We start from the raw sequence: 24,991 nt of genomic DNA, 5'->3' as shown, positions 1-24,991 counted from the left end.
GCGGGTTTCGCTGGGGGGAGCGGGCTGCTCTGCACGCGAGTGCGGACGAGAAGAGGACGCCGCGGGGAAGAATTCCACCGGGCGCCGGAGGCCGAGAGTCGGCGGCGAAGTTGCTAGCCGTGGCCGTGCAGGGCGTGGCACAGCGCGGCGCACGAGGCCAGTCGCAGGCCCTCCGTCGCAGCATGTGTATTACCCATGAGTGCAGTGTACGTCCCACCGGGCTGTCCCGACTCCGTCGTCCCGTGGGGAAGATGCCGGGAGAAGACACGGTGCGGGGGACGCGGTGCGGGGACGCGAGAACGCCCACGGCCGGTGGCCGTGGGCGTTCCACAGGGTACTGGGGCGTGTCCGCTCTCAGACCTTCTCGCCGGTGCCGCGGCCACCGCCCGCGGCGACCTTGATGCCGCCGGTGATCTCGTCCATCACGGGCAGCTTGGGCGCCTTGTCGTTGATGTCGAATCCGGAGCGCACGATGATCAGCATGTCCTGTGCGCCGGGGGCGGGTGACGGGAAGGCGAGCGACTGCACGTACCCGTCGTCGCCCTTGCCGGTGACGACCTTCCAGCGGACCAGATAGCCCTTCTTGCCGGCGACGGTGACCGCCTCGGCCTTCAACTCCTCGTGGGAGGAGATCTTTCCGTAGCTCTCGCCGCCGTAGGACTCCTCGGCGTTCTTCTTGATGTCGGCCTCGGCCGCCGCCTTGGCGGTGGTGGCCTTGATCTCCAGCGCGACCGCCGGGACGGAGTTCACCCCGCCGCGCACGCACGACTCGTCCGGGCTGCCGGGGCACGGGTGCTCCCCGGTGCTCACTCCGGCGCCGACGGGGCCCGATTGGCCGCTCCAGCCCTTTGGCACCGGGATGCTGATGCCGCTGGCCATGTCGGTGGCGTAGCCGTCCTCGGTCGGTATCTCCTGCTGGGGCCCATCGCCCCCGCCGCCGTCGGGTGCTTCGGGGCCGCCGGGCGGCCCCGAGCCGTCCGGTGCCGGACGGCCGTCCTGGCCGGGCTCGCTGGGACCGGTCGACGGGGTCGTACTCGCCTTGTCCGCCGAGTTGTCGCTGTCGTCGTCGAGGAGGAGGAAGCCACCTCCGACGACGGCAAGCACGACCACGGCCGCCGTGACGGCGAGCGCGATCCGCCGGCCGCGCCCGCCGGTCCCCGGGGGCGGGCCCGCCGGGTAGGGCGGAACGCCGGGCACGCCCGGTCCGGAGGGCGCGCTCCAGGCCGTCGAGTCGGAGCGGACCATGTCGGTCCAGGCCGACCCGTCCCACCACCGTTCCTGAAGCGGGCCTTCACCTTCATGTCCTGGGTCCGGATACCAGCCGGGCGGAGTCGTCTGCGTCACGCACTCACCATAGGCATATGGTCCGACGAAGCTGGTGAGAGGCCCATGAGAATCGGCGTACTTCATGCCCCGGCCGGTGGCACGATGCCGCGGATCACTCCCAGTGACAGCAGGTCCTGGGGGCGCAGCTTGAGTTGGTCGGCGGTCGCGCGGGCCTCGGCGGGGGGCCGTTTGAGGATCGCCGTCGCGAGCTCGGGTGCGATGACGGAGAAGTAACTGTCCGGTGTGGCCCAGGTGTTGCCCGGCGCCGCCAGCGCCAGCGCGCCGCCCGAACCGCCCTCACCGATCAGCAGGCTGGTGATCGGCACGCGGGCGGTGGCGACGGCGGCGAACAGGTCCGCGATGGCGGCGCCCGCTCCGGAGCGTTCCGCCTCGGCGTCGTTCGCGGCGCCCGGGGTGTCGACGAGCGTGAGCACGGGCAGCCCCAGCCGGTCCGCGAGGCGGATGAGCCTGGTCGCGGTGCGGTAACCGGCCGGGAGGGTCGCGGTGCCGCACTGCGCTGCGTACGCGACCGTACGGCCCTCATGTACGCCGAATCCGCACAGCGTTCCGGGATCGGTGCCGCCGCAGCGATCGCCGTTGACGGACTCGCGGCTTGTGAAGTACGCGTCCAGGTACGCCTCGGCGCGCGGACGTCGGGAGTCGCGGGCCAGGCTCACCGCGTCCCAGCCGGTGGCGGGTGGCGCGGCGCGGCCGAGTCCGGCGGGCGGCTCGGCGGCCGGCCCGCGGGCGGTACCGCCCGTCAACAGCGCCAGCCAGCGGCCGACGGCGCCCCGCAGGTCCTCCTGCCGTACCACCGCGTCGATATGACCGGCCGTCAGCTGCGCCTCTGCTGTGTACGCGTAGGGGTCGGCGTCCGGCGGCCGTACCCGGGAGCCCGCGAAGCCGATCTGGGCGCCCGGCAGGGCCAGGATCACATCGGCGCCCGCCCCCAGGGTGGCCCAGCCGCCGCCGGTCGTCGGGTCGCGCACCACCGCGATCTGGGGCAGCCCCGCCGCCCGGGTGAGTGCCGACTGCCGTGCCACGCGCTGGAGTTGGAGCAGCGCGACCATGCCTTCCTGCATACGGCTGCCGCCCGTCGCGATCAACGAGACGACGGGCAGCCGCCGTTCGCGGGCATGGGTGTACGCGGCCTCCAGCCGGTCTCCGGTGCGCTCCCCCAGCGATCCGCCGAGGAAGCCGAACTCAAAGGAGATCAGAACCGTTTCGGTGCCGCCGACGCGCGCGGTGCCGCAGATGACGGACTCGTCCTCGCCGGTGCGCGTCGCCGCGCGGGCGCGGGACTCGTCGTACCCCTGCCAGGCCAGGGGGCCGTCCGGGGCGGCGGTGTCCTTCGGCGCGGGCAGTTCGGTGAACGCGGCGGGAGCGCCGTCAGGGGTCGCCCCGGTGAGGACGGCGACCGCCTGTCGTGCGCTCATCCGCTCAGCCACGGAGGGCCCGCTTCATGATCTTGCCCATGTCGTTGCGGGGCAGCTCCTCCAGATACCGCACGGTGCGCGGCCGCTTGTGCGAGGCCAGTTGAGCCCCGACGTGCGCCGCCAGCTCCTCGGCCGACGGCGGGGCATCGGCCTGCGCGGGGACGATCCAGGCGACGATCCGCTCCCCCAGGTCCTCGTCGGGCTCCCCGGTGACGGCAGCCTCCCGCACCCCCGGATGCTCCAGCAGCACGTTCTCGATCTCGCCGGCGCCGATCTTGTAGCCGCCGCTCTTGATGAGGTCGGTGGCCTTGCGGCCGACGATGCGGACATAGCCGTCGGGGTCGCGGATCGCCATGTCGCCCGTACGGAACCAGCCGTCGTCGAAGGCGTCCTTCGTCGCGTCGGGGCGGTTCAGATACTCGGTGAAGAGGTTCGCGCCACGTACCTGGATCTCGCCGACGGTGTCCCCGTCGTACGCGGTGATCTCGGCGCCCGCCTCGTCGACCAGCCGCAGTTCGACCCCTGCCAGCGGGACGCCGACGGTGCCGGCGCGCGGTTCGCCGTCCGCGCGCACGCTGGTGTTCATCAGGGTCTCCGTCATCCCGTAGCGCTCGATGACACGGCGCCCGGTGGCCGCCGCGATGCGCTCGTGGTCGTGCACGGGCAGCGCGGCCGATCCCGACACCAGCAGGCGGGCGCCCGTGAGGGCCTTCGCGAGCGCGGGATCGTCGGCGAGCGCCTCGGCGATGCGGTGGTACATCGTCGGTACGCCGAAGAGCATCGTGGCTCCCGAGGACAGCTCGCGCGCCACACCGTCCGTACCGAATCTGCCGAGGTGGCGCACCGAGCCGCCGCGGCGCAGCGGGCCGAGGATGCCGAGGATCAGGCCGTGGACGTGGAAGAGGGGCAGGGCGTGGACGAGGACGTCGGCCTCGGTCCACTGCCAGGCGTCCTCCAGGGCGTCCAGGGTGGCGGTGACGGCGCGGCGCGGGAGGACGACGCCCTTGGGGGGGCCGGTGGTGCCGGAGGTGTAGACGATCAGCGCGGGCGCTTCCGGGGACGGCTCGGCGAGCAGCGGCGCCGAGGGACCCGCCTCGCCCGTCTCGCCCGTAACGTCGGTGGCATCGGTGACGTCGGTGTCCAGGCGCGGCAACGCCGCGAGGATCGGCGGGAGTTCGGCCCCGCGCTCGGCGAGGACGAGGGCCGGCGCACTGTCCGTGACGATGTGCGTCAGCTCCCGCTCGCCCGTCTTGGGGTTGACCGGCACCACGGGTACGCCCGCCAGCAGCGCGGCCACCACGCCCACCGCCGTGCCGAGGGTGGGCGTGGCCCAGACGGCGACCCGTGGCGCTCCGGTGATCCTGGCGGCCAAGGCGCCCGCCACCGTGGCCAGTTCGGCGTGGCTCAGTGCCTGGTCACCGAAGTGGAGCGCGGGCCGGGTGGAACCCTTCGCGAGGGCCGGGAAGAGAGGGGACACGCGTCGTTCTCCTTGCTGTCGACGAGTCTGACGGGTCTGACGGGTCGTCCGAACGCCGTCGGTCTTGCGGTAACCGGATCATCCGAAGCCTGGCACCACCAGCACGAGCCATACGGCCGCGGGTACCGCCGCCACCACGATGCCTCCGTACACCATCAACTGCCGGAAGAAACGCTCCCGGTCGACGTCGGGCGCGGCGGCCAGCACCAGGGCGCCGTTGGTGGAGAAGGGGCTGACGTCCACGACGGTCGCCGAGACGGCGAGCGCGGCGATCATGCCGACGGCCCCGATCTCGCCCTGGGCGAGGAACGGCACGGCGAGCGGGATGAGCGCGCCCATGATGCCGACGGAGGAGGCGAAGGCGGAGATGATGGCGGCGATGTAGCAGAGCAGTACGGCGGCGAGCAGCGGGACCCCGATGTCGCCTACGGCGTTGCCCGCGTACTCGATGGTGCCCATCTCCTCCAGGACACCGACGTAGGTCAGGACACCGCAGATGAGCAGCACGGTCGGCCAGGCGACCTCGCCGACCGCCTTGCGGCTCGCGTCCGGCCAGAAGGCGCTCAGGATGACGGCGAGGGTGATGGCGGAGAGCCCGGCGTCGAGGTCGAGGACCAGGACGGCGACGACGAGTGCCGCGAGGGCGGTGAGCGTGGCGATACGGGCGGGTGTGAGGCGCGCGGCGTCGGCCGCCGGCACTCCGGCGTCGCCGCTCTTGTCCTGGCCGCTCTTGTCCTGGCCGTTCTTGTCCCGGCCGGCGCCCTCGGTTTCGAGGTCACGGCCCCTCAGCTTCAATCCGCCGAACAGGACGAACACGATCGCCGCGATGATCAGATTGACGACGAGCGAGGCGAAGAACAGGACGAGTTCGTTGCCGGGCAGGTTCTCGCGCTCCACCACGCCGTTGACGATCGACCCGTAGATGCTGATGGGCGAGAAGCCGCCGGCCTGGGCGCCGTGCACGACCAGCGCGCCCATCAGCAGGGGGCTGATCCCGTAACGCGCGGCGAAGCTCAGGGCGATGGGCGCGACGATGGCGACGGCCGCCGGGCTGACGGCCCCGATCGCGGTCAGTGCCCCGGTGATCGCGAACATCACCCAGGGGATCAGTGCTATCCGGCCACGTACGAGCCTGATGGCGGCGTACACCAGCCAGTCGGTGGTGCCGTTGGCGCGTGCGATGGCGAAGAGATACGTGACACCGACGAGCACCACGAACAGGTCGCCGGGAAATCCGGCGAAGATTCCGTCCGCGTCCAGGTCGGCGACGAGTTCGCCGACTCCGAAGGCGGCGGCGAAGGCGAGCGCGCCCATGTTGATCGAGCGGGTCGTGGCGATCACGAAGACGACCACGAGTACAAGGATCGAGATCAGTTCGGCGGACATCGGGGGGCTCCCGTCCCTGGGTCCCGTTGATAACTGGCCAAACGGTATTAGCCAAGTGGCTGGACCACTTTGGGCACCGGCCCGCCGGGGCGTCAAGGGATTCGACAAGAATTGGCTCAGCCACTTGACCGCCCGGTGTTAGGCTGCGAAAGACCAGGTATGGGGGGTTCGTGTGTCCGACGCACTGCGGCCGATGACCCGGCCGCGACTGTACGAACAGGTCCTCGACAGGCTCCGCCACCATGTGGCGGACGGCGGTCTGCGGGCCGGCGACCGACTGCCGCCCGAGCGCGAACTGGCCCAACGGCTGGGCGTCAGCCGGGCGTCCGTGAAGCAGGCGATCGTCGTCCTCGAAGTGCAGGGACTGGTCGAGGTACGGCACGGCGGCGGCACGTATCTCGTCCGTGACAGCCTCGACGCCGAACCGGTGGAACGGCTCGTGGAACGCAAGCGCCGGCTGCCCGACGTCCTGGAAGCGCGCGAGGCGCTGGAGACCAAACTCGCCGAACTGGCCGCCGAGCGGCGCACGACGGAGGATCTGGGCGCGATGCGGGCGGCGCTCGGTCGTATGGCCGCCGAGATCGAGACGGGCGACCACGGCGTCGAGGGCGACCGGCTCTTCCACGCCGCGGTGACGGCCGCGGCCCACAGCAGCCTGCTGGCGGAATTCATGCGGTCCATCGCCGAGCAGATCACCGAGAGCCGCAACGAGTCACTGCGCCAGCCGGGCCGCCCCCAGCGCTCGCTGACCCAGCACCGCGCGATCCTCGAAGCGATCGAGGCCCAGCGCGGCAAGGCCGCGGCGACGGCGATGCGCCGCCATGTACGGACGGTGGCGAAGGTGCGTCTGCTGGACTGGGATCCGGGTGACGACGTCTGAGCCGTACGGACCTCGCGACGCGGCTGGTCCGCGTCGGGGCCCGGACAGCGAAGGAGCCCCGGCTGGTTCGGGGGATGGACCAGCCGGGGCCGTTTCAGTGTGGTCGCGGAGTCGTCACTTTCCCCTCCGCGACCACGTGTCAATGAACGCTCAACCACGGCGGGGTGTTCCCCACCCGCTGGTGGGGCGCCTGTGAGCCGTGCCACGGGTGCGCCGGCCCGCGCCTGGCGCGCCCCCGAGCGCGCGGAGCGCGGCGTGGTGGGATCGTGGAGCCGGACCGGCCGGCGGGCGGCCGCACCGCATGCCGGGCCGCGCACCTCAGAGCCTCAGCACGAACGAACGGATAGCACCCATGGGCGAGTTGATCCTCATCAGACACGGCGAGACCGAGTGGTCGCTGTCCGGGCAGCACACCAGCCACACGGATCTGCCGCTGACCGCCCACGGTGAGAACCAGGCCCGTGCGCTGGTCCCCCTGCTGGCCGACCGCCAGATCGGACTGACCCTGGTCAGTCCGCTGGCGCGCGCCCGGCGCACCGCCGAACTCGCCGGGCTGCGGTCCACCCGCATCTCCCCCGACCTGCACGAATGGAACTACGGCGGATACGAGGGCGTGACCACGCAGGAGATCCGTCGCACCCGCCCGGACTGGAATCTCTGGTCGGACGGGACCACGCCGGGCCCCGGCGACCACCCGGGCGAGAGCCCGTCCGACGTCAGCGACCGGGCGGACCGGGTGCTCGCCGAGGTCCGTGCCGCCGCCGGTCGCTCGGGCGACGAGGACATCGCCCTGGTGGCCCACTCCCACTTCCTGCGTGTGCTCACCGCCCGCTATCTGCGGCTCACCGCGGCCGAGGGCGCGCTGTTCCAGCTGGAGACCGGGACGGTGTCCAGGCTCGGCACCGAGCACGGCAATCCGGTCATCACCGCGTGGAATCTGGCGCTCCCCGAGAGCCTGCTGCGCACCGTCCAGGATCTGCCGCACAGCGCCTGACGGCGGGCCGCACTCACGACGTTCGTTCATGTATATAGCCCCGCTGGTCGCATATGACCGGCGGGGCGTTGCCATATGCGCCCTTCGCTACACATGCCGGTTCATGTAGTTGAACCTCATCAAGTTCCGCTGAATCTCTTGTTGCTTGACGTGGACACTTCTACTCTGATGCGACTCCAGCGCCATGCCCCCACCGAATCGGAGAAGTGAGACGTGCCCGGAATGAAGCGCACCGTCACTGTTCTCTCGGCCGCCGCAGCGATGACGCTGACGGCACCGAACGCGTACGCGGAAGTCGAACCCGGAGGGTGGACCTCGACCTCGCCCTCCTTCACCGTCCAGGAGAGAGGCTGCGGCCAGGTCGACAACCTGACCTTCACCCTCACCTGCTCCACCGGCAGCGGCGACCAGCGCGCCGAGCGGCGGTACGCCACCTACACCGGAGGGACCCGGCAGTTCGAGGGCTACTTCCGGATCGCGAGCATGGGCGGCACCCGCATCAGCCTCAAACAGACGTTCAACGAGTCGGCCTCGGGGCCGTTCTTCATGCTGGCCGGTGAGCGCGGCGGACGCCTGTACGCGGTCCACGGCGGCGCCACACTGTCCAACGCGGGCACGGTCGGCGCCACGGTCCGGGTGAACACCGTCCACCAGGTCGGCAGCGAGCACCGTACGTACATCAACGGCTCGCTGAAGCACAGCTACGCGAGCCCCGGCGGCAGCTTCTACGACAAGTTCGGCGCCTACCGCACGGACAGCGGCAGCGGGCCGGCCAACGTGGTGTGGAGCGGTATCAAGTTCTGGCGCAAGTAGGGCGGTTGCCGCACTTCCCGGTCCGGTGACCGCGTACGGTCCGCGCGGTCACCGGGCACTTCCCCACACAGACCCGCAGACCCGCAGGCCCGCAGACCCGCAGGCCCGCAGACCCGCAGACCGGAAGGACGGACACCGTGCCTCGACGCCTTCGGCTCCGCGCCGCGATCGGCACGACCGCGGCGGTCCTCACCGTCCTCACGCTGGCGGGCTGCTCCGCCACACCGCCGGACAGGACCGCGAAGAAGCCGCGGGCCACGGCGCGACTCGCGGCCACGCTCGACTCCCCCATCGACATCACGCTGCGCTGGAAGGACGACGAGCCCGGCGCGGCCGGTCGCACGGTGGAGTTCGCGACGGAGAAGGCGGGGCCGTACACGGTGCTGGAGTTCATGCCGCCGGGCCGTACGACGTACCGCCATCCGGATCTGATGCCGCAGACGCCCTTCTACTACCGGCTGCGCCCCTACTTCGGCCCGGCGTCCGCACCGGTCGAGGTGTCGCTGCCACCGGGTGAGCCCTCGGAGCAGGAACTGACCGGCAACCAGGAGTGGATGACTCCTCGTACAGCCAAGGGACCGAAGGCGCGGTCGGCGCCCCTGACGGCCGGGGGCGCGGGCGGCGCCGACGCGAACGCGGCGGCCGTCCCGACGGACTTCAGGCCGATCGTCAAACACGCGACCGGTATCCACTTCACCTGGACGGACCGCGCCGCCGACGAGGACGGCTATCTGCTGGAAGTGCGACAGGCCGGCAGCAAGGGCTACCGGCCTGTCGCACTACTGGATCCGGACATCAATTCGTTCGGACTGATCACCCTGCCCGAGGAGAAGCGGGCGTCGTACCGCGTACGCGCCTTCGTCTACGGCGAGCGGTCCAACGTCGTTCATCTCACGACCGGTCCGGACCCGACGGCCTAGGCGTCGGCCTTGACATCGGCCTTGACGTCGGTCGTGACATCGGCCGTGACGTCTGCTTCGACCTCGACCTTCGCGGCCACATCCGCGGTCGCCTTCGCCCTGATCGGGGCTCCCGCGTCGTGCAGGCTCCGCAGGGCCTGGCTGTACGAGGTGATCAGGCTGGTCTCCAGATAGCTCACGCCCAGTTCCTCGCAGTGCTGCCGGACGATCGGCTGCGCCTCGCGCAGCTGCGGCGACGGCATGTTCGGGAACAGGTGGTGCTCGATCTGGTAGTTGAGGCCGCCGAGCGCGATGTCGGTGAACCAACCGCCGCGCACATTGCGCGAGGTGAGCACCTGACGCCGCAGGAAGTCCGGGCGGTCGTCGCCGGTCAGGGTCGGCATTCCCTTGTGGTTGGGCGCGAAGATGGAGCCCAGGTAGAGACCGAACAGGCACTGGTGAACGGCGAGGAAGGCGATCGCCTTGCCGGGCGGCAGCACCACGAACAGCGCGCCGAGATAGACGGCGAAGTGCGTGAAGAGCAGGACGCCCTCCGAAGTCCGCTGCTTCAGCGAGCGGTTGGCCAGCGCGCGCACACCGGCGACATGCAGGTTGAAGCCCTCAAGCGTGAGGAGCGGGAAGAACAGGAAGGCCTGCGAACGGCCGATGAGGCGGGGAAGCCCCTTGGCGACCTTGGCCTGCCCCTGCGTCCAGACGAGGATGTCGGGGACGACGTCCGGGTCCAACTCCTCGTGGTTGGGGTTGGCGTGGTGCCTGGAGTGCTTGTCCTGCCACCAGCCGTAACCCATGCCGATGCCGAGGTTCCCGGCGAGCTTGCCGGCGCGCACGCTGGCCTTGCGCAGCCGGAACACCTGACGGTGGCCCACGTCGTGCGTGACGAGCGCCACTTGGCCGAAGACCACGGCGAGGAAGGCGGCGACGGCGAGCGTCCACCAGCTGTCGCCGACGAGCGCGAAGGCGACCCAGCCCGCGACGAAGAGACTGGCGACGATGGACACGCGCAGGGCGTAGTACCAGGGCCGCCGTCGCATCAGACCGGCCGCGTTGATCTTCTTGGAGAGCCGGGCGAAGTCACTGCCCGTCTCCCTGCACGCCTCGTCCGCGGCCTCACCCGCGAGATCGGCGCCTGGTTCCCGTACCGCGGAGTCCTCCGCGGTAGGGACGGTGTTGACTGACATACGGCCACGCCTTTCGAATGAGTCACGACCGTGTGCCGGTGTATGACGGCTCGGCAGGCAGGGTGGCCGGTGAGGAACACAAGCCCAGGGGGACGTCGCTGCCGGTCGTGGACGGGTGGGCAACTGCGGCAGACAGCTCGATCGCTGCATGCGGTCGGACGTGGTCCACTCCGGTGACGCGACAACTGGGTATGGCCGCTGCGAATGCCGCTGACATCCTCACCGAGGACCAGTGCTGCTGCCCACACTCATGGGACAGCGGGAAGTCAGGGGCTGGGGCCTCCTAATCACCAGTGTAACCCGCGCGCGAATTGCGCTGCTTACACTGCGCGGACAAGCGGCCGCAAACAGTTTCCGAACAGCGCCGATACCAATCTCGGCAGTTACTCGAAGGCCGTTCCCGTTATTAATTTTGCAGAGTCTGCATATTTGCATACCATGCAAAGTGTGACGACCAAGGGTGCCGGAGCAGGTCTCCGTGAACGCAAGAAGCAGGCCACGCGCGCGGCGCTGGCCGAGGCGGCCGTAAGGCTCGCCGCGGAGCACGGCGCGGAGAACGTCACCGTCGAAGCCATCAGCAACGCCGCCGGTGTCTCCCCGCGGACGTTCTTCAACTACTTCGACAGTCACGACGACGCGTTCGTGATGATGGACACCCAGATCGGCGAACGGATCCGGTGCGCGGTACGGGACGCCCCCGCCGAGCTGTCTCCCCTCGACGCGGTACGCGAGGCCATGGCCGGCGAGCTGGCCGATGTCGAGGAGCGGCACGAGGTGTGGAGCCTGCGCGCCAAGGTCCTCCAGAAGTCCCCGCACCTGCTGGCCCGGGGCCTCGGTCTGCATATGGCCGAGGAGCGCGACCTGGCGCGGACCATCGCGCACCGGCTCGCTCCGGGCGGCGACCACGGCCACGGCGGCGGTGGCAGCGGTCCGAAGAGCGCCCCCGCGACCGGGACCGACGCGAACCCCTGCGACGACGCCGACCTCGCGCTGTACCCACGGCTGCTCGCCGCCGTCGCCGGCACGGCGGTACGGGTCTCCATCGAGTACTGGTACGCCCAGTCCCCGCCGGCCGCGTTCCCCGACATCTTCCGGGACGTCTTCACGCACCTGTCCGCCGGACTGCCCCGGCCGACCCCACAGACCGACGACCGTCCGCCCGGCGGTCGTTCCACGGAATCATAAGAAGGCCACCTTGACCGCAATCGAGGCGCCCGACCAGGCGCCCACCTCCATGACCAACCGACAGATACTCCAGGCCATGTCGGGCCTTATGGCCGGCATGTTCGTCGCCATCCTGGCGGGCACCGTGGTGGCCAACGCGCTGCCGCGCATCATCGCCGACCTGGGCGGCAGCCAGTCCGCGTACACCTGGGTCGTCACCTCCGAACTGCTCGCGATGACCGCGACGGTGCCCCTGTGGGGCAAGCTCTCCGACCTCTACAACAAGAAGCTGCTGCTCCAGCTCTCGCTCGGCATGTTCGTCGTCGGATCCCTGCTGGCCGGGTTCTCGCAGGGCATCGAACTGCTCATCTTCAGCCGTGTGATGCAGGGCATCGGCGCCGGCGGTCTGACCGCGCTCGCGCAGGTCGTGATGGCGGCCGTGATCCCGCCGCGCAGGCTCGGCAAGTACGCGGGCATGTTCGGCGCGGTGTTCGCCGTCGGCACCGTCGCGGGACCGCTGGTCGGTGGCGTCATGGTCGACACCTCGTGGCTCGGCTGGCGTTGGTGCTTCTTCATCGGTGTGCCCTTCGCGCTGATCGCGATCGCGCTGCTCCAGCGCACGCTTCACCTGCCCACCGTCCGCAGGGACGTGAAGATCGACTACCTGGGCGCCTTCCTGATCGTCGCCGGTGTCTCCGCGATCCTCATCTGGACCTCCCTGGCCGGCAACCAGTTCGACTGGGCGTCCTGGCAGACGGCCGTGCTGACCGGCGGTGGCGCGCTGCTGCTCGTCGCCGCGGTCTACGTGGAGGCGCGGGTGCCGGAACCGATCATCCCGCTCACCATCTTCCGCAACCGCACCGTCACGCTGACCACGATCGCGAGCCTGCTCGTCGGTGTCGCGATGTTCGGCGGCACCGTCTTCCTCTCGCAGTACTTCCAGATCGCGCTCGGCAAGTCGCCCACCGTGGCGGGGCTGATGGGGCTGCCGATGATCCTGGGTCTGCTCGTGTCGTCCACGGTCGCGGGCCAGCTCATCAGCGCCACCGGCAAGTGGAAGGTCTACCTGGTCGCGGGCGGCGTCATCATGACCGCCGGTCTGGCCCTGCTGGCGACCATCGACGCCAACACCGGCTTCGGACTGCTCAGCCTCTACATGGCCATTCTGGGTGTCGGGGTCGGCCTGCTGATGCAGAATCTGGTCCTCGCGGCCCAGAACGACGTCCCCGCCTCCGAGTTGGGCGCCGCCACCTCCGTACTGTCGTTCTTCCGCAGCATGGGCGGCACGATCGGCACGAGCGTCCTGGGCGCGATCCTTGCCAACCGGGTCGCCTCGGAGATGGCCAAGAGCCTGGGCACCGACGCGGCCTCCGGCGGGTCGAGCGAATCCGTGCCGGACATGACGAAGCTTCCGGCGCCGATGCGGGAGATCGTGGAGCACGCGTACGGTCTGGCGACCGCTGAACTGTTCCTGGTGGCCACCCCGTTCGCCGCGCTCGCGCTGGTGGCCGTGCTGTTCATCAAGGAGAAGCCGCTCAAGACGACCAGCGGCATGGAACGGCTCGCGGAGGAGGCCAAGCAGGCGGTGGCGGACGGCGACAAGCCGTCCTCGCCGACGCCGGTGAGCTGAGACCGGCAGGACTCCGTACGAGGGCGGTCGTCTCCCCTGTCGCCATCGGGCGGCGGGGCGACGGCCGCCCTCGCGCCGTTCGGCCCGTGGCCGGGCGATCACGGGCCGAATGTCGTCTGGCGTCCACCACGCGGGGCGGGTTGGCTGATGACCGTAGAAGCGTCAGTACGCCGCCCTCCAGCGCCAAGGACTTCAGATGACCACGGGTACGTCTTCCCCGACCGGCCATGGCACGCCCGCACCGGGCCCCTCCGCCACGCCGGTGCCCGGCCCCCGGCAACTGCCCCTGCTCGGCAATCTCCCGGCCTTCTCGCGCGACCCGCTCGGCTTCTTCGCCAGGCTGCGGGGCCACGGCGACGTCGTCTCCTGGCGGCTCGGCCCGCAGCGCGCGCTGTTCCTGTCGCAGCCGGAGCACATCGGGGAACTCCTCACCGGGGTCGAGACGCAGTACCGCCACCCCGAACTCGGCTGGGCGTTCAAGCTGGTGCTCGGCGAGGGCATCGTCACCTCGGAAGGCGCCGCGTGGCGCCGTAAGCGCGCGCTGGTGCAGCCGGTGGTCCGGCCCCGCCAGGTCCGCGCCTACGCGGAGACCATGACCGACTGCGCGTCCACGCTCGCCGAGACGTGGCAGCCGGGTCAACACATCGACGTACGGCGGGAGATGCTGGGCCTCACCCAGCGCATCGCCGTACGGACCCTGTTCGGCACGGACACGGCGGGCCGCGAAGGCACGATCGGACCGGCCATGGACATCGCGCAGGCGGCCATCGGTGACGAGTTCCGGGGCCTCACGCTGTTCCTGCCGCCGTGGGTTCCGACGCCGGGACGGCAGCGGCTCAAGAAGGCCGTCGCGGTCATCGACAGCGAGGTCAACCGGGTGACGGAGGAGCGGCACCGCAACGGCGCCGACCGCGACGACCTCCTCAGCCGGCTGCTCGCCGCCCGCGACGAACAGGGCGACCGGCTGACCGACAAGGAGATCCGGGACGAGGCGGTCACGCTCTACATCGGGGGTCACGAGACGACGGGTACGACGCTGACCTGGGCCTGGTATCTGCTCTCGCGCAATCCGGAGGCTCGACAGCGTCTCGCCGATGAACTGACCGCTGTCCTGGACGGCCGTACGCCCGGCTTCGACGACTTCAAGGAGCTGCGCTGGACGGAGCAGATCATCAGGGAGACGCTGCGGCTCTACCCTCCCGTGTGGCTGATGACGGGCATCGCGAAGGAGGACTCGACGCTGGGCGGCCGGCCGGTGGCGAAGGGGACCGTGCTGTGGGCGAGCCAGTGGAGCGCGCAGCGCGACGAACGCTGGTTCCCCGAGCCGGACGCGTTCCGCCCCGAGCGATGGGACGAGGGGGCGCGGCCGGTGCCGGACCACGCGTGGTTCCCGTTCGGCGGCGGCGCCAGGGCCTGCCTGGGCGCGCGCTTCGCGACGGTCGAGGCGGTACTCGTCCTGGCCACGCTCGCGCAGCGGTTCCGGCTCGACCTGGGCCCGGACGAGATCCCGCCGAAGACGGGCCTCACGCTCCAGCCGGGCCGCCCGGTGCGGGCGACGCTGCGGAGCGCGTGAGGCCGGGGCGGGCCGGCGCACGGGCGTGTACGGGCCTGCTCGGCGCACCGGGCGAACAGGCGCCACGGGCCGGGCGTGAGTTCGAGGACAGGCCCTGGGATCGGCCGTATGACGGAAAGCGCGGGTGGGAGCCCGGCCGATGAGGCGGCCCGAGGCGGCGGGCCCGGGGCGGCGACGGGCGCGGGCGGGAGTACTTCGACACCGACCCGGCCTCGCGGAGTCCGGGTATCGCGCTCGTGGGCACCGGGCCCGGCTGGGCCACCCTGCGGATGAGCGTGCGCGGGGACATGGTGAACGGGCACGGGACGGCCCACGGCGGCTATCTCCTCCTCGCCGACAGCGCCTTCGCGTGTGCCTGCGACAGCCACGGCCCGTGACCGTCGCGGCGGGCGCCGACATCGACTTCGCGCGGCCGGCGCACGAGGGGGACGTCCTGACCGCGACCGCGCGGGAGCGGAGCCGGCTCGGGCGTGGCGGTGTCTACGACGTCACCGTCACTCGCGGGGACGACGTAGTGGCCGAGTTCCGGGGGCGCGGCCGCGCCCTCAGGACCTGACCGGGCCCGCACCGGCGTCGCGGTGCGGGCCCTTCCTCGTGCCGTACCTACGCCGCGGGCCGGACCGCCGCCGCGATCCGGATATCCGACCGTTCCGTGACGCCGTTGACCGTCACCGCGAGCGTGGCCGAGCCCCGCCGCAGCGCCGTCAGCGTCCGGGTGACGGGGTCGAACGCCGCCACGTCGCGACGGTTCGCCTTGTCCGGGTCACCGATGTGCACGTTCGGCGAGCCCGTCCAGTCCGCGCTCATCGGGAAGCCGACCGGCACCTCCCTCGTCCCCTGGGTGACGGTCGCCGCGACCGCCGCCTCGTCGCCGGGCACCAGGACTGAGGGCGCGTCGAGCGCCAGCGCGTCGGTGTGGGCGCGTGTCTGTACGGAGACCCAGTCGGGCCCGCCCCGCCACGGCTCGCGCCGGGCCTCGGACTGCTCGCTCCTGGACACCTTGTCGACGCCGACGAGCGACCAGCCGGTGAACCCGCCTTCGCCGGCCGGGGCCGCCGGGTTCTTCCCGGAGTTGCCGTTGATCAGATACGGGACGCCGTCGACGCGCGAGGCGTCGAAGACCCCGACGTGGCTGCCGATGAAACCGGCGCCCTTGCCGCTCGTACGGCGGAAGTCGGCCAGCCAGTTCTCCAGCAGCGCCGCCTCCTTGCGGTCGCCGAGCTGGCTGCCCTTCTGCACGGTGGGGTCGCGCGGCGGCACATGCTCGATGATCATCACCGAGCTGACGCGGGGGTCGCCGGCCGCCGCGTCCAACTGGGCGCGCAGGGCCTTGATCTGAGCGAAGCCGCCGCCGCGCAGGGAGAGGCTGGAGGTGTCGAGCGTGACGAAGCGCGTCCCGCCGTGGTCGAACACCCGCTGCGCGGGGCCGAATTCACCGACGAAGTTGTCGATCTTCCCGCCCATCACCTCGTGGTTGCCCGGCACGTAGTACCAGGGCAGTTCGTCTCCCAGCTCCTCGGTGAGCACACGCCGCGCGAAGGCGAGGTCCGCGGGCGAACCCTCGTCGACCAGGTCGCCGTTGACGACGAGGAAGTCGGGCTTCGCCGCCTTGATCTCACGCAGCGTCCGACGGGCCTGGCGCACGATGGCGCTGTCCGGCTCGCGGGCCACGAACTGCGCGTCCGACATCACGGCGAACCGCCAGTCCCGGCCCTCGGTCTCGGCGGCAGGGTCGATCAACGGGTCGGCGGCGGGCCGCTGTCCGGGCAGGTCGACGGTGGGCGGCACCTGCGCCGTCAGCCCGTCGATCACGATCTCCCCGGTGTACTGCTTGTCGGCCGCGGTCTCCGCGAGATAGAAGCGGAACACCGACAGCGGCATCGCGGCCCCCTGCGGCACCGCGAACGCCACCTGCCGCCAGCCGGTCCAGGTGACGTACGGCCCCCGGAGCAACTGGTCCGATCCGGCGGCGTCCTTGAGATGCAGCGTCGGCCAGGCCCCCTTGCCGTCGCCCTTGATCCACATCGTGAAGGACTGCGGCTGGCCGGGCACGGTGATCTGCCGGGGCGGGCTCGCGTACGCGGCGCGGGTCGCCGTGGAGAGTCCGAAGTCGTAGGTGAGCTTCAGAGCGGTGCCGGTCTGCCCCTCGGGTGTCGCCGCGACCGAACCGGCGGCGCGGGCGTGGCTGAACTTCCAGACGGCGGCGTCGTCGAAGGCCGACACAGGCTGCTCCTGGAGTCCGACGCTCACCGCGAGCGCGGTGGTGACGCCGTCGACGGTCGCCGTGATCCGTCCCGCGCCCCCGCCGGTGGTGGAGGTGACGGTGAAGGCACCCTTGCCGTCGTCGGTGACGGCGAACAGGGCGCGGTCGTACTCCAGCTTCACGTCGCGTGGCTCCACGGGCGCGGAGGCGCCGTGCGCGTCGAGGCCGACGATGCCGAAGGTGCCGGTCGCCCGGCCGTCGGCGAGGCCGACGCGGGTGGTGGTCGGCCGGATCCGCGCAAGGTCGTCGAGGACGGTCAACTCGATGGATCCGTCGGCTCGTCCGCGTTCCGCGCGGACCTCGGTGGTGCCGCTGTGGCGGGCGGTGAACAGCCCGTCGTCATTGACCCTGCCGACCGAGGACCGTTCGGTCCGCCAGCGCGGGTGGCCCTGCGCGGGGCCGTACGTCTCGTCGTATCCGGCCGCCGTGAGGGCGCGGGTCAGTCCGGGGAAGACGCGTTCGGGGTGGCCGCCCCTGACGGGGTCGTCGCCGGGCGCGGCTCCGGCGGGCGTACGGGTCTCGACCCAGAAGCCGTCGAGGCGTCCGCTGCCGTCGGGCGCGGTGAGGGCGAGACCGTTGGGGACGGTGCGCTCGCTGCCGTCGGACGGGGCGTTCTCCACCTGGAGGGCGTCGCTGCCGGGTTCGCGGGCGACCAGCGTGGAGGAGCCGCCGCCGTCGAGGTTGAGCGCGTTGTACGCGCCGGCCTCCTTCATCATCACGGCGAGTTCGGTGAGGGTGACGCCACCGCTGTCGGCCTGCCGGCCGTCGACGGTGATCACCCGCATCTCGCTGCCGTCCTTGGAGAATCCGACGGCGGTGCGGGGCGCGGCGGTGTTGTTGCCCTGGCCCTCGTGGTTCCGCGCCACACCGTCGACGACGAGGAGTTCACGTCCGCCGACGGCGGTGCGCGGCACGGGCCCGCCGTTGGTGCGCGGGCTGTACTCCATGGCCACCGGGTCCCCGGGGCGCAGCGCCTTGAGCTGTACGGCGCCGGCCTCCCGCCCGACCAGGACGGTGGTGCCCGGCTCGATCGGACCGGTGCCGGGGGTGTCGGTGACGGTGACGACCTCGCCGTCCCGGACGGCCACCTCGGCCACAGGGGTCGCGGTGTCCACGGTGAGCGCGCGGTTGGCCGGGCCCCACGCGGCGGTGTACGCGCCGATGCCGCCGGCCGGTACGTTCGCGGCGTTGTACGCGGCGAGGGGCCGTGGTCCGGTGGGCAGCGTCAGGGTGCCGTCGAAGTACAACTCCAGGACACGCCCGGCGTTCTCGGGGCCGATACCGACGGCCCGGTTGGCGCCGGCGGCGGGCGACTGGGTCAGGGCACCGTCCTTGATGCCGGGTCCCTGCGGCGCGCCGGTCTCGTTGATGTCGAAGAAGTCGGCGTTGATGGCGGCGACGGTGCGGCGGCCCTCGCCGGGGTCGTGCCCGGCGGCGAGTTCGGAGACGCTGCGGCGGTCGGCGACCTTGCCCGAGGAGAGGTAGTCGGCCCGGACGCCGCCGCCGTCGAGGTCGACGGACAGCGCGTCGACGCGCAGCCACTTGTCGGATTCGAGGCGGTCGTACGAGGTGAGGCTGACGCCCGGCGCGACGGGGCGGGAGCTGCGCGCGGTCTCGATGCCGTCGCCGTCGACGACGGATCTGGAGGTGCCGGCCGCTCTGCCGGCGGGTGGTGGCGCGACGGGGCGCAGCACCTCGGCGGCGTTGCGCGGACGGGGGTCGGGGTTCGAGTCGGCGACGGACGGGGTGATGGCTCCCGTTGTCAGTGCGGTGACCGCCGCGAGCAGCACGACGGACCGGCGGGCAAGGCCTGGGCCCACAAGTTCTCCTGTAGTACGGGGGGTTGGCGCGGGTGGTAAGCGCTGTCAGCCGCCCAGCATCGCCGTGTGTGCCCCGGTTCGCCAGAGGTTCACGGACACGTCGGGGAGAACAGGGGGCACCGTGGAAGTGACGTGGGGTGCCCGCCGGAGTGACGGCGCGTACACCCACTCGGGTGACTGATGATGCGTCAGACAGGTGTGAGGGAGCCTCGGATCGGTCGACGGCGCGTCATGTGTCGCGCGGCGCGGGGTCCCTGCACATGAGCAGCAGGGCCATGTCGTCGCCGCCGCCGTGCTCCCCCACCATCTCGCCGAGACCGTCCGCCAGTTCATGGATGTCGGCGGGACCGTCCCGCACGGCCTGTGCCAGCCGTTCGAGTCCTTCGTCGAGCGTGGCTCCCGGCCGCTCCACCAGCCCGTCGGTGTAGATGAGGAGCGTCTCGTCGGGAGCGAGCGTCGTGCGGGTGACCGGGTAGTCGGCGGCTCCGCGCCGGTGGGAGACGTTCGTGATCCCGAGCGGCAGCCCGCCCTCGGTGTCGACGACGGCGCACGTGCCGTCGCCGCACCGCACCATGGGTTCGAGGTGTCCGGCCCGGACGATCTGGAGCGCTCCTGTCGACAGATCGACTTCCACATACGTGCAGGTCGCGAAGCGGTCGGTGTCCAGCTCATGCAGGAGAGTGGAGGTGCGGGCCATCGCCGTCGCGGGCGAGTGCCCCTCGGAGACGTACGCCGACAGCACGATCCGCAGTTGTCCCATGACGGCGGCGGCGTCCGTGTCGTGGCCCTGGACGTCGCCGATCATCAGGCCGACCCGGTTGCCCGGCAGCGGGATCACGTCGTACCAGTCGCCGCCGATGTCGCGTCCGGCCCTGGCCGCGCGGTAGCGCGCGGCGATCCGGGCGCCGGGGACCGCGGGGATACGGTGCGGCAGCATGGCCCGTTGCAGGCTCTCGGCGAGGTCGTGCTCCTGCTCGAAGAGCATCGCGCGCTGGAGGCTCTGGGCGATGCTGCTGCTGAGGGTGAGCAGCAGATTGCGTTCCTCGCCGGTGAAACCGCCGTGCCGCGAGTACAGCATTCCGAGCGCGCCGATCGTTCTGCCCTGCACTATCAGGGGCAGATAGGCGCCCGAGGCCACCGGGAGGTGCTGAATGTGGTGCCAGAGCGGCGGGAAGGCGCGCCGGAACTCCTCACGTGAGGTGATGTAGCGGGGCCGTAGCGTACGGACGACCTCACTCATCGGGAAGCGCGCGTCGACCCGCGTGTACTGGAGTTCGGGGACGTACAGACCCAGCCGCCCCTCCGTGACGGTGTGAACGCGTCCGTTCTCCACGATGCCGAGCATGACGCTCACCGCGCCGAGGCTGCTGAGCGCTTCGGCGTCCTTGAGCGCGTCGGTGACGTCCTGCACGGTGTTCGCGCGGGCGAGCAGGGCGGTGACACGGCGGACCATGCTGGTGAGCCGGCGACGGGTCTCGACCAGCTCGGTGCGCATGGCGGCGTCGTCCAGCTCGCGGGTGGCGTCGCGCACTATGCCGATGACCCGGTACGGGTCGCCCGCCGTGTCGCGCACGAGACGGCCCTGGGTGTGGAGCCAGCGGCGCGATCCGTCGCGGCAGCGGATCCGGAAGTACGCCCCGTAGATGTCGCTGCCGCTCTCCAGCGCCCGCCGGATCAGCGTGTCGAGGCGCTCCAGCTCCTCGGCCGGCACCCGGTTGGCGACCGCCATGTTGCCGTCGTACTCGTCGGGGCGCAGGTCGAAGACGTCGAGGGCCCCGGGATCCAGGTGCATGTACTCGCCGCGGAGATCGATGTCGAAGCTGCCCATGCGGTTGTACGCGAGGGTCAGGTCGGGGCTGGCGGGCCAGTCCGGTTCGGACGGATCGGGTGGTTCGGACCGGTCCGGGAGGGGGAAGCCGGGTGGCGGGTCGACACTCACGGGCCCCTCTTCCCAGTCGCGGGCACGGCAGGTCGGTCTGTTCCGTAGCTTCTGCTGTCAATTGTGTGCGCAGCACCGGTAGGGACCGCAAGCGGGCGATACGCGCCGGTACGAAATGGTACGAGCCGGTGCGAGGTTCCGCGCGCGCTCAGTGACCGGTGATCAGCCGCTGGATCGCGGGCGCGTAGAGGTCCGCCAGCTGTTCGGGGGTGGCACGCTCACCGGCTCCGGGGCGGTGAAGGCTGAGGGTGGCGCCCAGACCGAGGAGCTGGCCGGTGATCAGCTCCGCCCTCAGCTCACGCCGTTCTCCGCCGAGGAGACCGGCCAGCCGGGCGGTGACCTGCTCGCGGAAGCGCTCACGCAGCAGCGTCCGCTCGTCCATGTTGCCGAGGGAGAAGACGACGCGCAGGAGGGGGTCGGAGTGGTTCTCGCGCCGTAGGCGGACCATGGTCAGCACGAGGTGTCTGCCGAGGTCGGCGGGTGGCGCGGCGAAGAGTCTGTCGGCGGCGGGGCCGAAGTCGGCGACGGTGTTGAAGAGGCGTTCCTTGGTGCCGAAGCGTTTGACGATGAGCGAGGCGCTGACGCCGGCGTCGGCGGCGATGCCCCGCATGGTCACCTCGGCGTAGGGGCGCTGGGTGAACGCGCGGCGGGCGGCCCGCAGAATTGCGAGACGGCCGGTACCGGGGTCCGCGCCGCTGTCCGCCGCACTGTCCTCGGCGGAACCTTCGGCGGGATCCGAGCCGCTGCCCGCGCCGAGGTCCGAGCCGAGGTCCGAGCCTTTCGCCGCGCGGGCCTCCCCGCCCGGGTCCCTCGTCCCGTCGGCCGCACGCCCGGTCGTCGTCATGCGCCCTCCTCGGCGAACGTACGGCTTGCTGTCTGCTCCTTGCCGACGGTACCCGGCTCGGCGGCCACCGCACGGCCCGGCAGGCACAGGGTGACCGCCAGGGCGAGCACGGCCGCGCCCGCGGCGATGAGGAAGACCAGCAGATAGGCGTGGAGGGTGGGGGCGGTACGGCCGCCGGCCTGGAAGGTGATGTTGGCGAGTACGGCGGCGACCACCGCGCTGCAGAAGGCCTGCCCCACGGACCGCATCAGGGTGTTGAGGCCGTTGGCCGCACCGGTCTCGCCCGCGGGCACCGCGCGCATGACGAGTGCGGGCAGGGCGGAGTAGGCGATGGCGGTGCCCGCCGCGACGACGGTCGCGCCGGCGATGATCGGCCACAGGCTGTGACTGGTGAAGAAGCGCACCACGTACCCGACCGCCATCACCGCGGCGGCCAGCGCGAGGGCCGTCTTGGGGCCGTATTTCGCGGAGATCCCGGCCGACACCGGCGACAGCGCCACCATCGCGAGACCACCGGGCAGCAGACACAGTCCGCCGACGACGATCGACGCGCCGAGACCGTAACCGGTGTTCGTGGGTTCTTGGACCATCTGCGCGGTGACCAGGGAGTTCGCGTAGAAGGCGAAGCCGATGAGGAGGGCGGCGATGTTCGTCAGGAGTACGGCCGGGCGCGCGGACACCCGCAGGTCGACCATCGGGGACGTGATGCGCAGCTCGTACGCGCCCCAGAGCAGGCCGATGGCGAGGGCGGCCACGAGCAGGCCGACGGTGCGCACAGAGGTCCAGCCCCAGTCCGCGCCCTGGGTGACGGCGAGCAGCAGGCTGACGAGGGTCGCGGAGAGGCCGAGCGTGCCGATGACGTCGAACCGGCCGCGGGAGCGCGGTGGGGACTCCGGGACGCAAGCCAGGACGAGGACGATGTCGATCAGCCCCAGGACGGCCGAGGCCCAGAACATGGTGTGCCAGTCGAAGTTCTGCACGACGAGGGCGGCGACCGGCAGTCCCACGGCGGCGCCGATCCCGAGGGTCGAGCTCATGAGGGCGACGGAGGACAGCAGCCGTGCGGGCGGGAGTTCGTCGCGCATGATGCTGATGCCGAGCGGTACGACGGCGAGCGCCGCGCCCTGGAGGGCCCGGCCGGTGATCAGCACGCCGATGTGGGAGCTGACGGCGCACAGGACCGAACCGGCGACGAGCACACCGAGCGAGGCGATGAGGACCCTGCGCTTGCCGTACATGTCGCCGACACGGCCGAGTACGGGTGTGAAGACCGCGCCGGTCAGCAGTGTGATCGTGACGAGCCAGCTCGCCGCGGCCGGTGTGCTCCCCGTCAGGGCGGGGACGTGCGGCAGCAGGGGCACGACCAGCGTCTGCATCACGGCGACCACGACGCCACAGAAGGCCAGTACGGCGACGAGGAAGCGGCGGGGCTGCCCTTCCACGGGCTCCGGCTTCGGTATCTCTCCTGCGGACATCCGCTCTCCGTTGTTCTCCGTCGTCCTGCCGCGGCCTCCGGGACCGCACGTCACAGAGGGGGGTGCACAAGCGTTCACCCCGAGGGTAAACATCCGTGCACCCCCTTGTCACATGCCGTTCTCTCACCAATTGGCTCAATTTCGTTACCGAGGGTGAGTTTGCGCGTTGAACGTGCGTGAAGGCCGCGCATCCTGCGGCTGGTTCGAAACGTTCAAGGAGAAACTTGATGTCGCGTATCGCGAAGGCAGCTGCTGTTCTCGCCGGCACGGGCGCCGTGCTGGCCGGCGGTGCCGGTATGGCCGCTGCCGACGCCGGCGCCGAGGCTGCGGCCGTCGGTTCGCCCGGAGTCCTTTCCGGCAACGTGGTCCAGGTGCCTGTGCACATCCCGGTCAACCTCTGCGGCAACACCGTCGATGTGGTCGGTCTGCTCAACCCGGCGTTCGGCAACCAGTGCGTCAACGCCGACGGTGGCCACGACAAGGGTGGCTACGGCCACTGAGCCTCCGGCACCCCGGGGACGTACATCCTCGATGGACGTCCTTGATCCACGCCTCTGAGGCATGAGGCAACGGCCTCCCGCATCGCGTGCGGGAGGCCGTTGTGCGTGGGAGCCGGGGTATCCGGCTCAGACGTCGTACCGGTACAGGCTCTGGTGGCTGAGCATCTCCGACGGCTTCGTCCCCCACGGCGGCATCGGCTCGTCCACGCTGATGGCCCGGCCGCGCTGCGGATCGTCGCCGCCGAGCTTGCGCTGCGGCAGATAGGTCGACTTCGGGTGCTTCTTCTGCCAGCGGTCCCAGAGGAGGTCGACAAAGGCGTGGTGGAGCCAGAAGGCCGGGTCATGGGGCGCGGTCGCACCCAGCATCTGGCCGCCCACCCACCGGTGGACCCGGTTGTGGTTGCGCCACCGCGTCTTGTCGCTGCCCGCCGTCCAGCCTTCGAGGCGGTTGCGGAAACCGCGTGTGACGGTGGAGTCCCAGGGCGCGGCGTCGTAGACCGACTCGTCCATCGCCCAGGCCAGTTCGGCCTTGGTGGGCAGCGCGATGGGGGAGGTGGGGCGGCCGAAGGCGCGGACGAGGAACTTCCGCTCCAGCACCCCGTCGTCGATGGTCCAGTTGCCCGCCGCGTAGGCGAACGCCCCGGTCGTGACCTGCCCGTCGGACGAACGGCCGTCGCCGCCGAGGAAGTCCTCGGACCAGAGGGAAGCGGCCGGTGTGTTGTCGGTCGTCCAGTCCCAGTACGGCACCGTCACCTTGGGGTCGACGCGCTGAAGCGCCCGCTCGAACTCCAGCAGGTACTTGCGGTGCCACGGCAGGAACGAGGGCGCCATATGCCCGGACCGCGGTCCGTCGTCGCCGTCGGCCCGGTAGTACTGGACGTGCTGGCGGACGAAGCCGTCGTAGTCGCCCCGGCGTTTGAGCTCCAGGACCGTCGCGACGAAGCGCTTCTTCTCCGCGCCGGTGAGATTCCGCTGATTCTTTCTGATGTGCACCGTGGAGGGTCCTCCCTGCGGTCAGTGAAGTGCCGGTCCGGCGAGCGCGAGCTGGGTGCCGCCGAGGTCGTCGACCGCCGCGCGGGCGGTCGCGAGCACCGTCGGGAACGACTCGAAGTGGTTGACCACGCTGACGTAGCTGCCGTCGGCGCGGCGCATGACGTGCAGGGGACGGCCGTCGATACGGACTTCGGCCTCCGTCCCCCTGATGTGCCGGCCGCCGTACATCTCGTCGATGAGCTCCGCGGCAGGTGAGCCCGCGCCCACATCGGCATCGGCATCGGCGGCCGGTGCGGCGGTCTCGCGGGGGGCGGCCCGAAAAATGGGCGTCAGGGCCGCGGCCGTACCGCCGATCGCCCCGAGGGCGAATGCCGCGCGCA

The 24,991-nt window shown here is 71.1% G+C and carries 18 protein-coding genes and 2 pseudogenes; 9 read left to right on the top strand and 11 right to left on the bottom strand.

The window, feature by feature from the left end; genetic code table 11:
* Positions 1 to 354 precede the first annotated feature (354 nt).
* The 4 genes from P3L51_RS23365 to P3L51_RS23350 all read right to left on the bottom strand — a co-directional run bounded on the left by P3L51_RS23365 (position 355) and on the right by P3L51_RS23350 (position 5,625).
* Positions 355 to 1,344: a DUF2510 domain-containing protein gene (locus tag P3L51_RS23365; RefSeq protein ID WP_354607247.1), complete on the bottom strand. Its 990-nt coding sequence runs from the start codon at positions 1,342 to 1,344 to the stop codon at positions 355 to 357.
* A gap of 62 nt (positions 1,345 to 1,406) precedes the next feature.
* Positions 1,407 to 2,774 carry a carboxyl transferase domain-containing protein gene (locus P3L51_RS23360; RefSeq protein ID WP_354607246.1) on the bottom strand — a complete coding sequence of 456 codons (1,368 nt, stop codon included), beginning with the start codon at positions 2,772 to 2,774 and terminating at the stop codon, positions 1,407 to 1,409.
* On the bottom strand, positions 2,767 to 4,239 hold the full coding sequence (locus P3L51_RS23355; RefSeq protein WP_354607245.1) for an acyl-CoA synthetase: 1,473 nt from the start codon (positions 4,237 to 4,239) through the stop codon (positions 2,767 to 2,769). Before P3L51_RS23355 ends, P3L51_RS23360 begins: the two co-directional genes overlap by 8 nt.
* A 78-nt stretch (positions 4,240 to 4,317) precedes the next feature.
* Positions 4,318 to 5,625: an SLC13 family permease gene (locus tag P3L51_RS23350; RefSeq protein WP_354607244.1), complete on the bottom strand. Its 1,308-nt coding sequence runs from the start codon at positions 5,623 to 5,625 to the stop codon at positions 4,318 to 4,320.
* 172 nt (positions 5,626 to 5,797) lie between these two features.
* Here P3L51_RS23350 and P3L51_RS23345 point away from each other — a divergent pair, with 172 nt between their 5' ends.
* The 4 genes from P3L51_RS23345 to P3L51_RS23330 all read left to right on the top strand — a co-directional run bounded on the left by P3L51_RS23345 (position 5,798) and on the right by P3L51_RS23330 (position 9,232).
* Entirely contained in the window at positions 5,798 to 6,505 is a 708-nt protein-coding gene (locus tag P3L51_RS23345) for a FadR/GntR family transcriptional regulator (protein WP_354607243.1), read from the top strand.
* A gap of 352 nt (positions 6,506 to 6,857) precedes the next feature.
* The gene (locus P3L51_RS23340; protein WP_354607242.1) at positions 6,858 to 7,499 is read left to right on the top strand and encodes a histidine phosphatase family protein; all 642 of its coding nucleotides are present in this window, start codon (positions 6,858 to 6,860) and stop codon (positions 7,497 to 7,499) included.
* A 222-nt stretch (positions 7,500 to 7,721) separates the two neighbouring features.
* Positions 7,722 to 8,312, top strand: coding sequence for a hypothetical protein (locus P3L51_RS23335; RefSeq protein WP_354607248.1), 591 nt, complete (start codon positions 7,722 to 7,724; stop codon positions 8,310 to 8,312).
* Positions 8,313 to 8,449: 137 nt separating this feature from the next.
* Complete coding sequence (locus P3L51_RS23330) at positions 8,450 to 9,232, top strand: fibronectin type III domain-containing protein (protein WP_354607241.1); 783 nt, start codon at positions 8,450 to 8,452, stop codon at positions 9,230 to 9,232.
* On the opposite strand, the gene P3L51_RS23325 is transcribed toward P3L51_RS23330, so the two are convergent.
* Positions 9,229 to 10,410, bottom strand: coding sequence for a fatty acid desaturase family protein (locus tag P3L51_RS23325; RefSeq protein ID WP_354607240.1), 1,182 nt, complete (start codon positions 10,408 to 10,410; stop codon positions 9,229 to 9,231). The two genes, P3L51_RS23330 and P3L51_RS23325, sit on opposite strands and share 4 nt — an antisense overlap.
* A 438-nt stretch (positions 10,411 to 10,848) precedes the next feature.
* Here P3L51_RS23325 and P3L51_RS23320 point away from each other — a divergent pair, with 438 nt between their 5' ends.
* The 4 genes and pseudogenes from P3L51_RS23320 to paaI all read left to right on the top strand — a co-directional run bounded on the left by P3L51_RS23320 (position 10,849) and on the right by paaI (position 15,333).
* Entirely contained in the window at positions 10,849 to 11,595 is a 747-nt protein-coding gene (locus P3L51_RS23320; protein WP_354607239.1) for a TetR/AcrR family transcriptional regulator, read from the top strand.
* A 49-nt stretch (positions 11,596 to 11,644) separates the two neighbouring features.
* Positions 11,645 to 13,204 carry an MDR family MFS transporter gene (locus P3L51_RS23315; protein WP_435594508.1) on the top strand — a complete coding sequence of 520 codons (1,560 nt, stop codon included), beginning with the start codon at positions 11,645 to 11,647 and terminating at the stop codon, positions 13,202 to 13,204.
* Positions 13,205 to 13,400: 196 nt separating this feature from the next.
* Positions 13,401 to 14,777, top strand: coding sequence for a cytochrome P450 (locus P3L51_RS23310; RefSeq protein ID WP_354607237.1), 1,377 nt, complete (start codon positions 13,401 to 13,403; stop codon positions 14,775 to 14,777).
* Between the two features lie 227 nt (positions 14,778 to 15,004).
* Positions 15,005 to 15,333: pseudogene (gene paaI / locus P3L51_RS23305) on the top strand (hydroxyphenylacetyl-CoA thioesterase PaaI).
* Positions 15,334 to 15,380: 47 nt separating this feature from the next.
* Here paaI and P3L51_RS23300 read toward each other — a convergent pair.
* From P3L51_RS23300 to P3L51_RS23285, 4 genes and pseudogenes are all read right to left on the bottom strand, one after another.
* Entirely contained in the window at positions 15,381 to 18,860 is a 3,480-nt protein-coding gene (locus P3L51_RS23300) for a phosphodiester glycosidase family protein (protein WP_354607236.1), read from the bottom strand.
* Between the two features lie 244 nt (positions 18,861 to 19,104).
* A pseudogene (locus P3L51_RS23295) lies at positions 19,105 to 20,709 on the bottom strand (SpoIIE family protein phosphatase); the annotation flags it as partial.
* 238 nt (positions 20,710 to 20,947) lie between these two features.
* Positions 20,948 to 21,643, bottom strand: a complete 696-nt coding sequence (locus P3L51_RS23290) for a TetR/AcrR family transcriptional regulator (protein WP_354607235.1) — start codon at positions 21,641 to 21,643, stop codon at positions 20,948 to 20,950.
* Positions 21,640 to 23,118: an MFS transporter gene (locus tag P3L51_RS23285; RefSeq protein WP_354607234.1), complete on the bottom strand. Its 1,479-nt coding sequence runs from the start codon at positions 23,116 to 23,118 to the stop codon at positions 21,640 to 21,642. Before P3L51_RS23285 ends, P3L51_RS23290 begins: the two co-directional genes overlap by 4 nt.
* 227 nt (positions 23,119 to 23,345) lie before the next feature.
* Here P3L51_RS23285 and P3L51_RS23280 point away from each other — a divergent pair, with 227 nt between their 5' ends.
* Positions 23,346 to 23,618, top strand: a complete 273-nt coding sequence (locus P3L51_RS23280) for a chaplin (protein ID WP_354607233.1) — start codon at positions 23,346 to 23,348, stop codon at positions 23,616 to 23,618.
* A gap of 126 nt (positions 23,619 to 23,744) precedes the next feature.
* Here P3L51_RS23280 and P3L51_RS23275 read toward each other — a convergent pair whose 3' ends face one another.
* Together P3L51_RS23275 and P3L51_RS23270 are read right to left on the bottom strand one after the other, a co-directional pair.
* Complete coding sequence (locus P3L51_RS23275) at positions 23,745 to 24,611, bottom strand: tyrosinase family protein (protein WP_354607232.1); 867 nt, start codon at positions 24,609 to 24,611, stop codon at positions 23,745 to 23,747.
* Positions 24,612 to 24,632: 21 nt separating this feature from the next.
* Positions 24,633 to 24,991 (bottom strand): tyrosinase family oxidase copper chaperone (locus tag P3L51_RS23270; protein ID WP_354607231.1); only part of this gene is annotated, 359 nt, incomplete at its 5' end.

The organism is Streptomyces panacea (assembly GCF_040560175.1).
Taxonomy (GTDB): Bacteria; Actinomycetota; Actinomycetes; order Streptomycetales; family Streptomycetaceae; genus Streptomyces; species Streptomyces panacea.
Note: the sequence above shows the minus strand (reverse complement) of the source record. Positions and strands in the feature narration are given on the sequence as shown.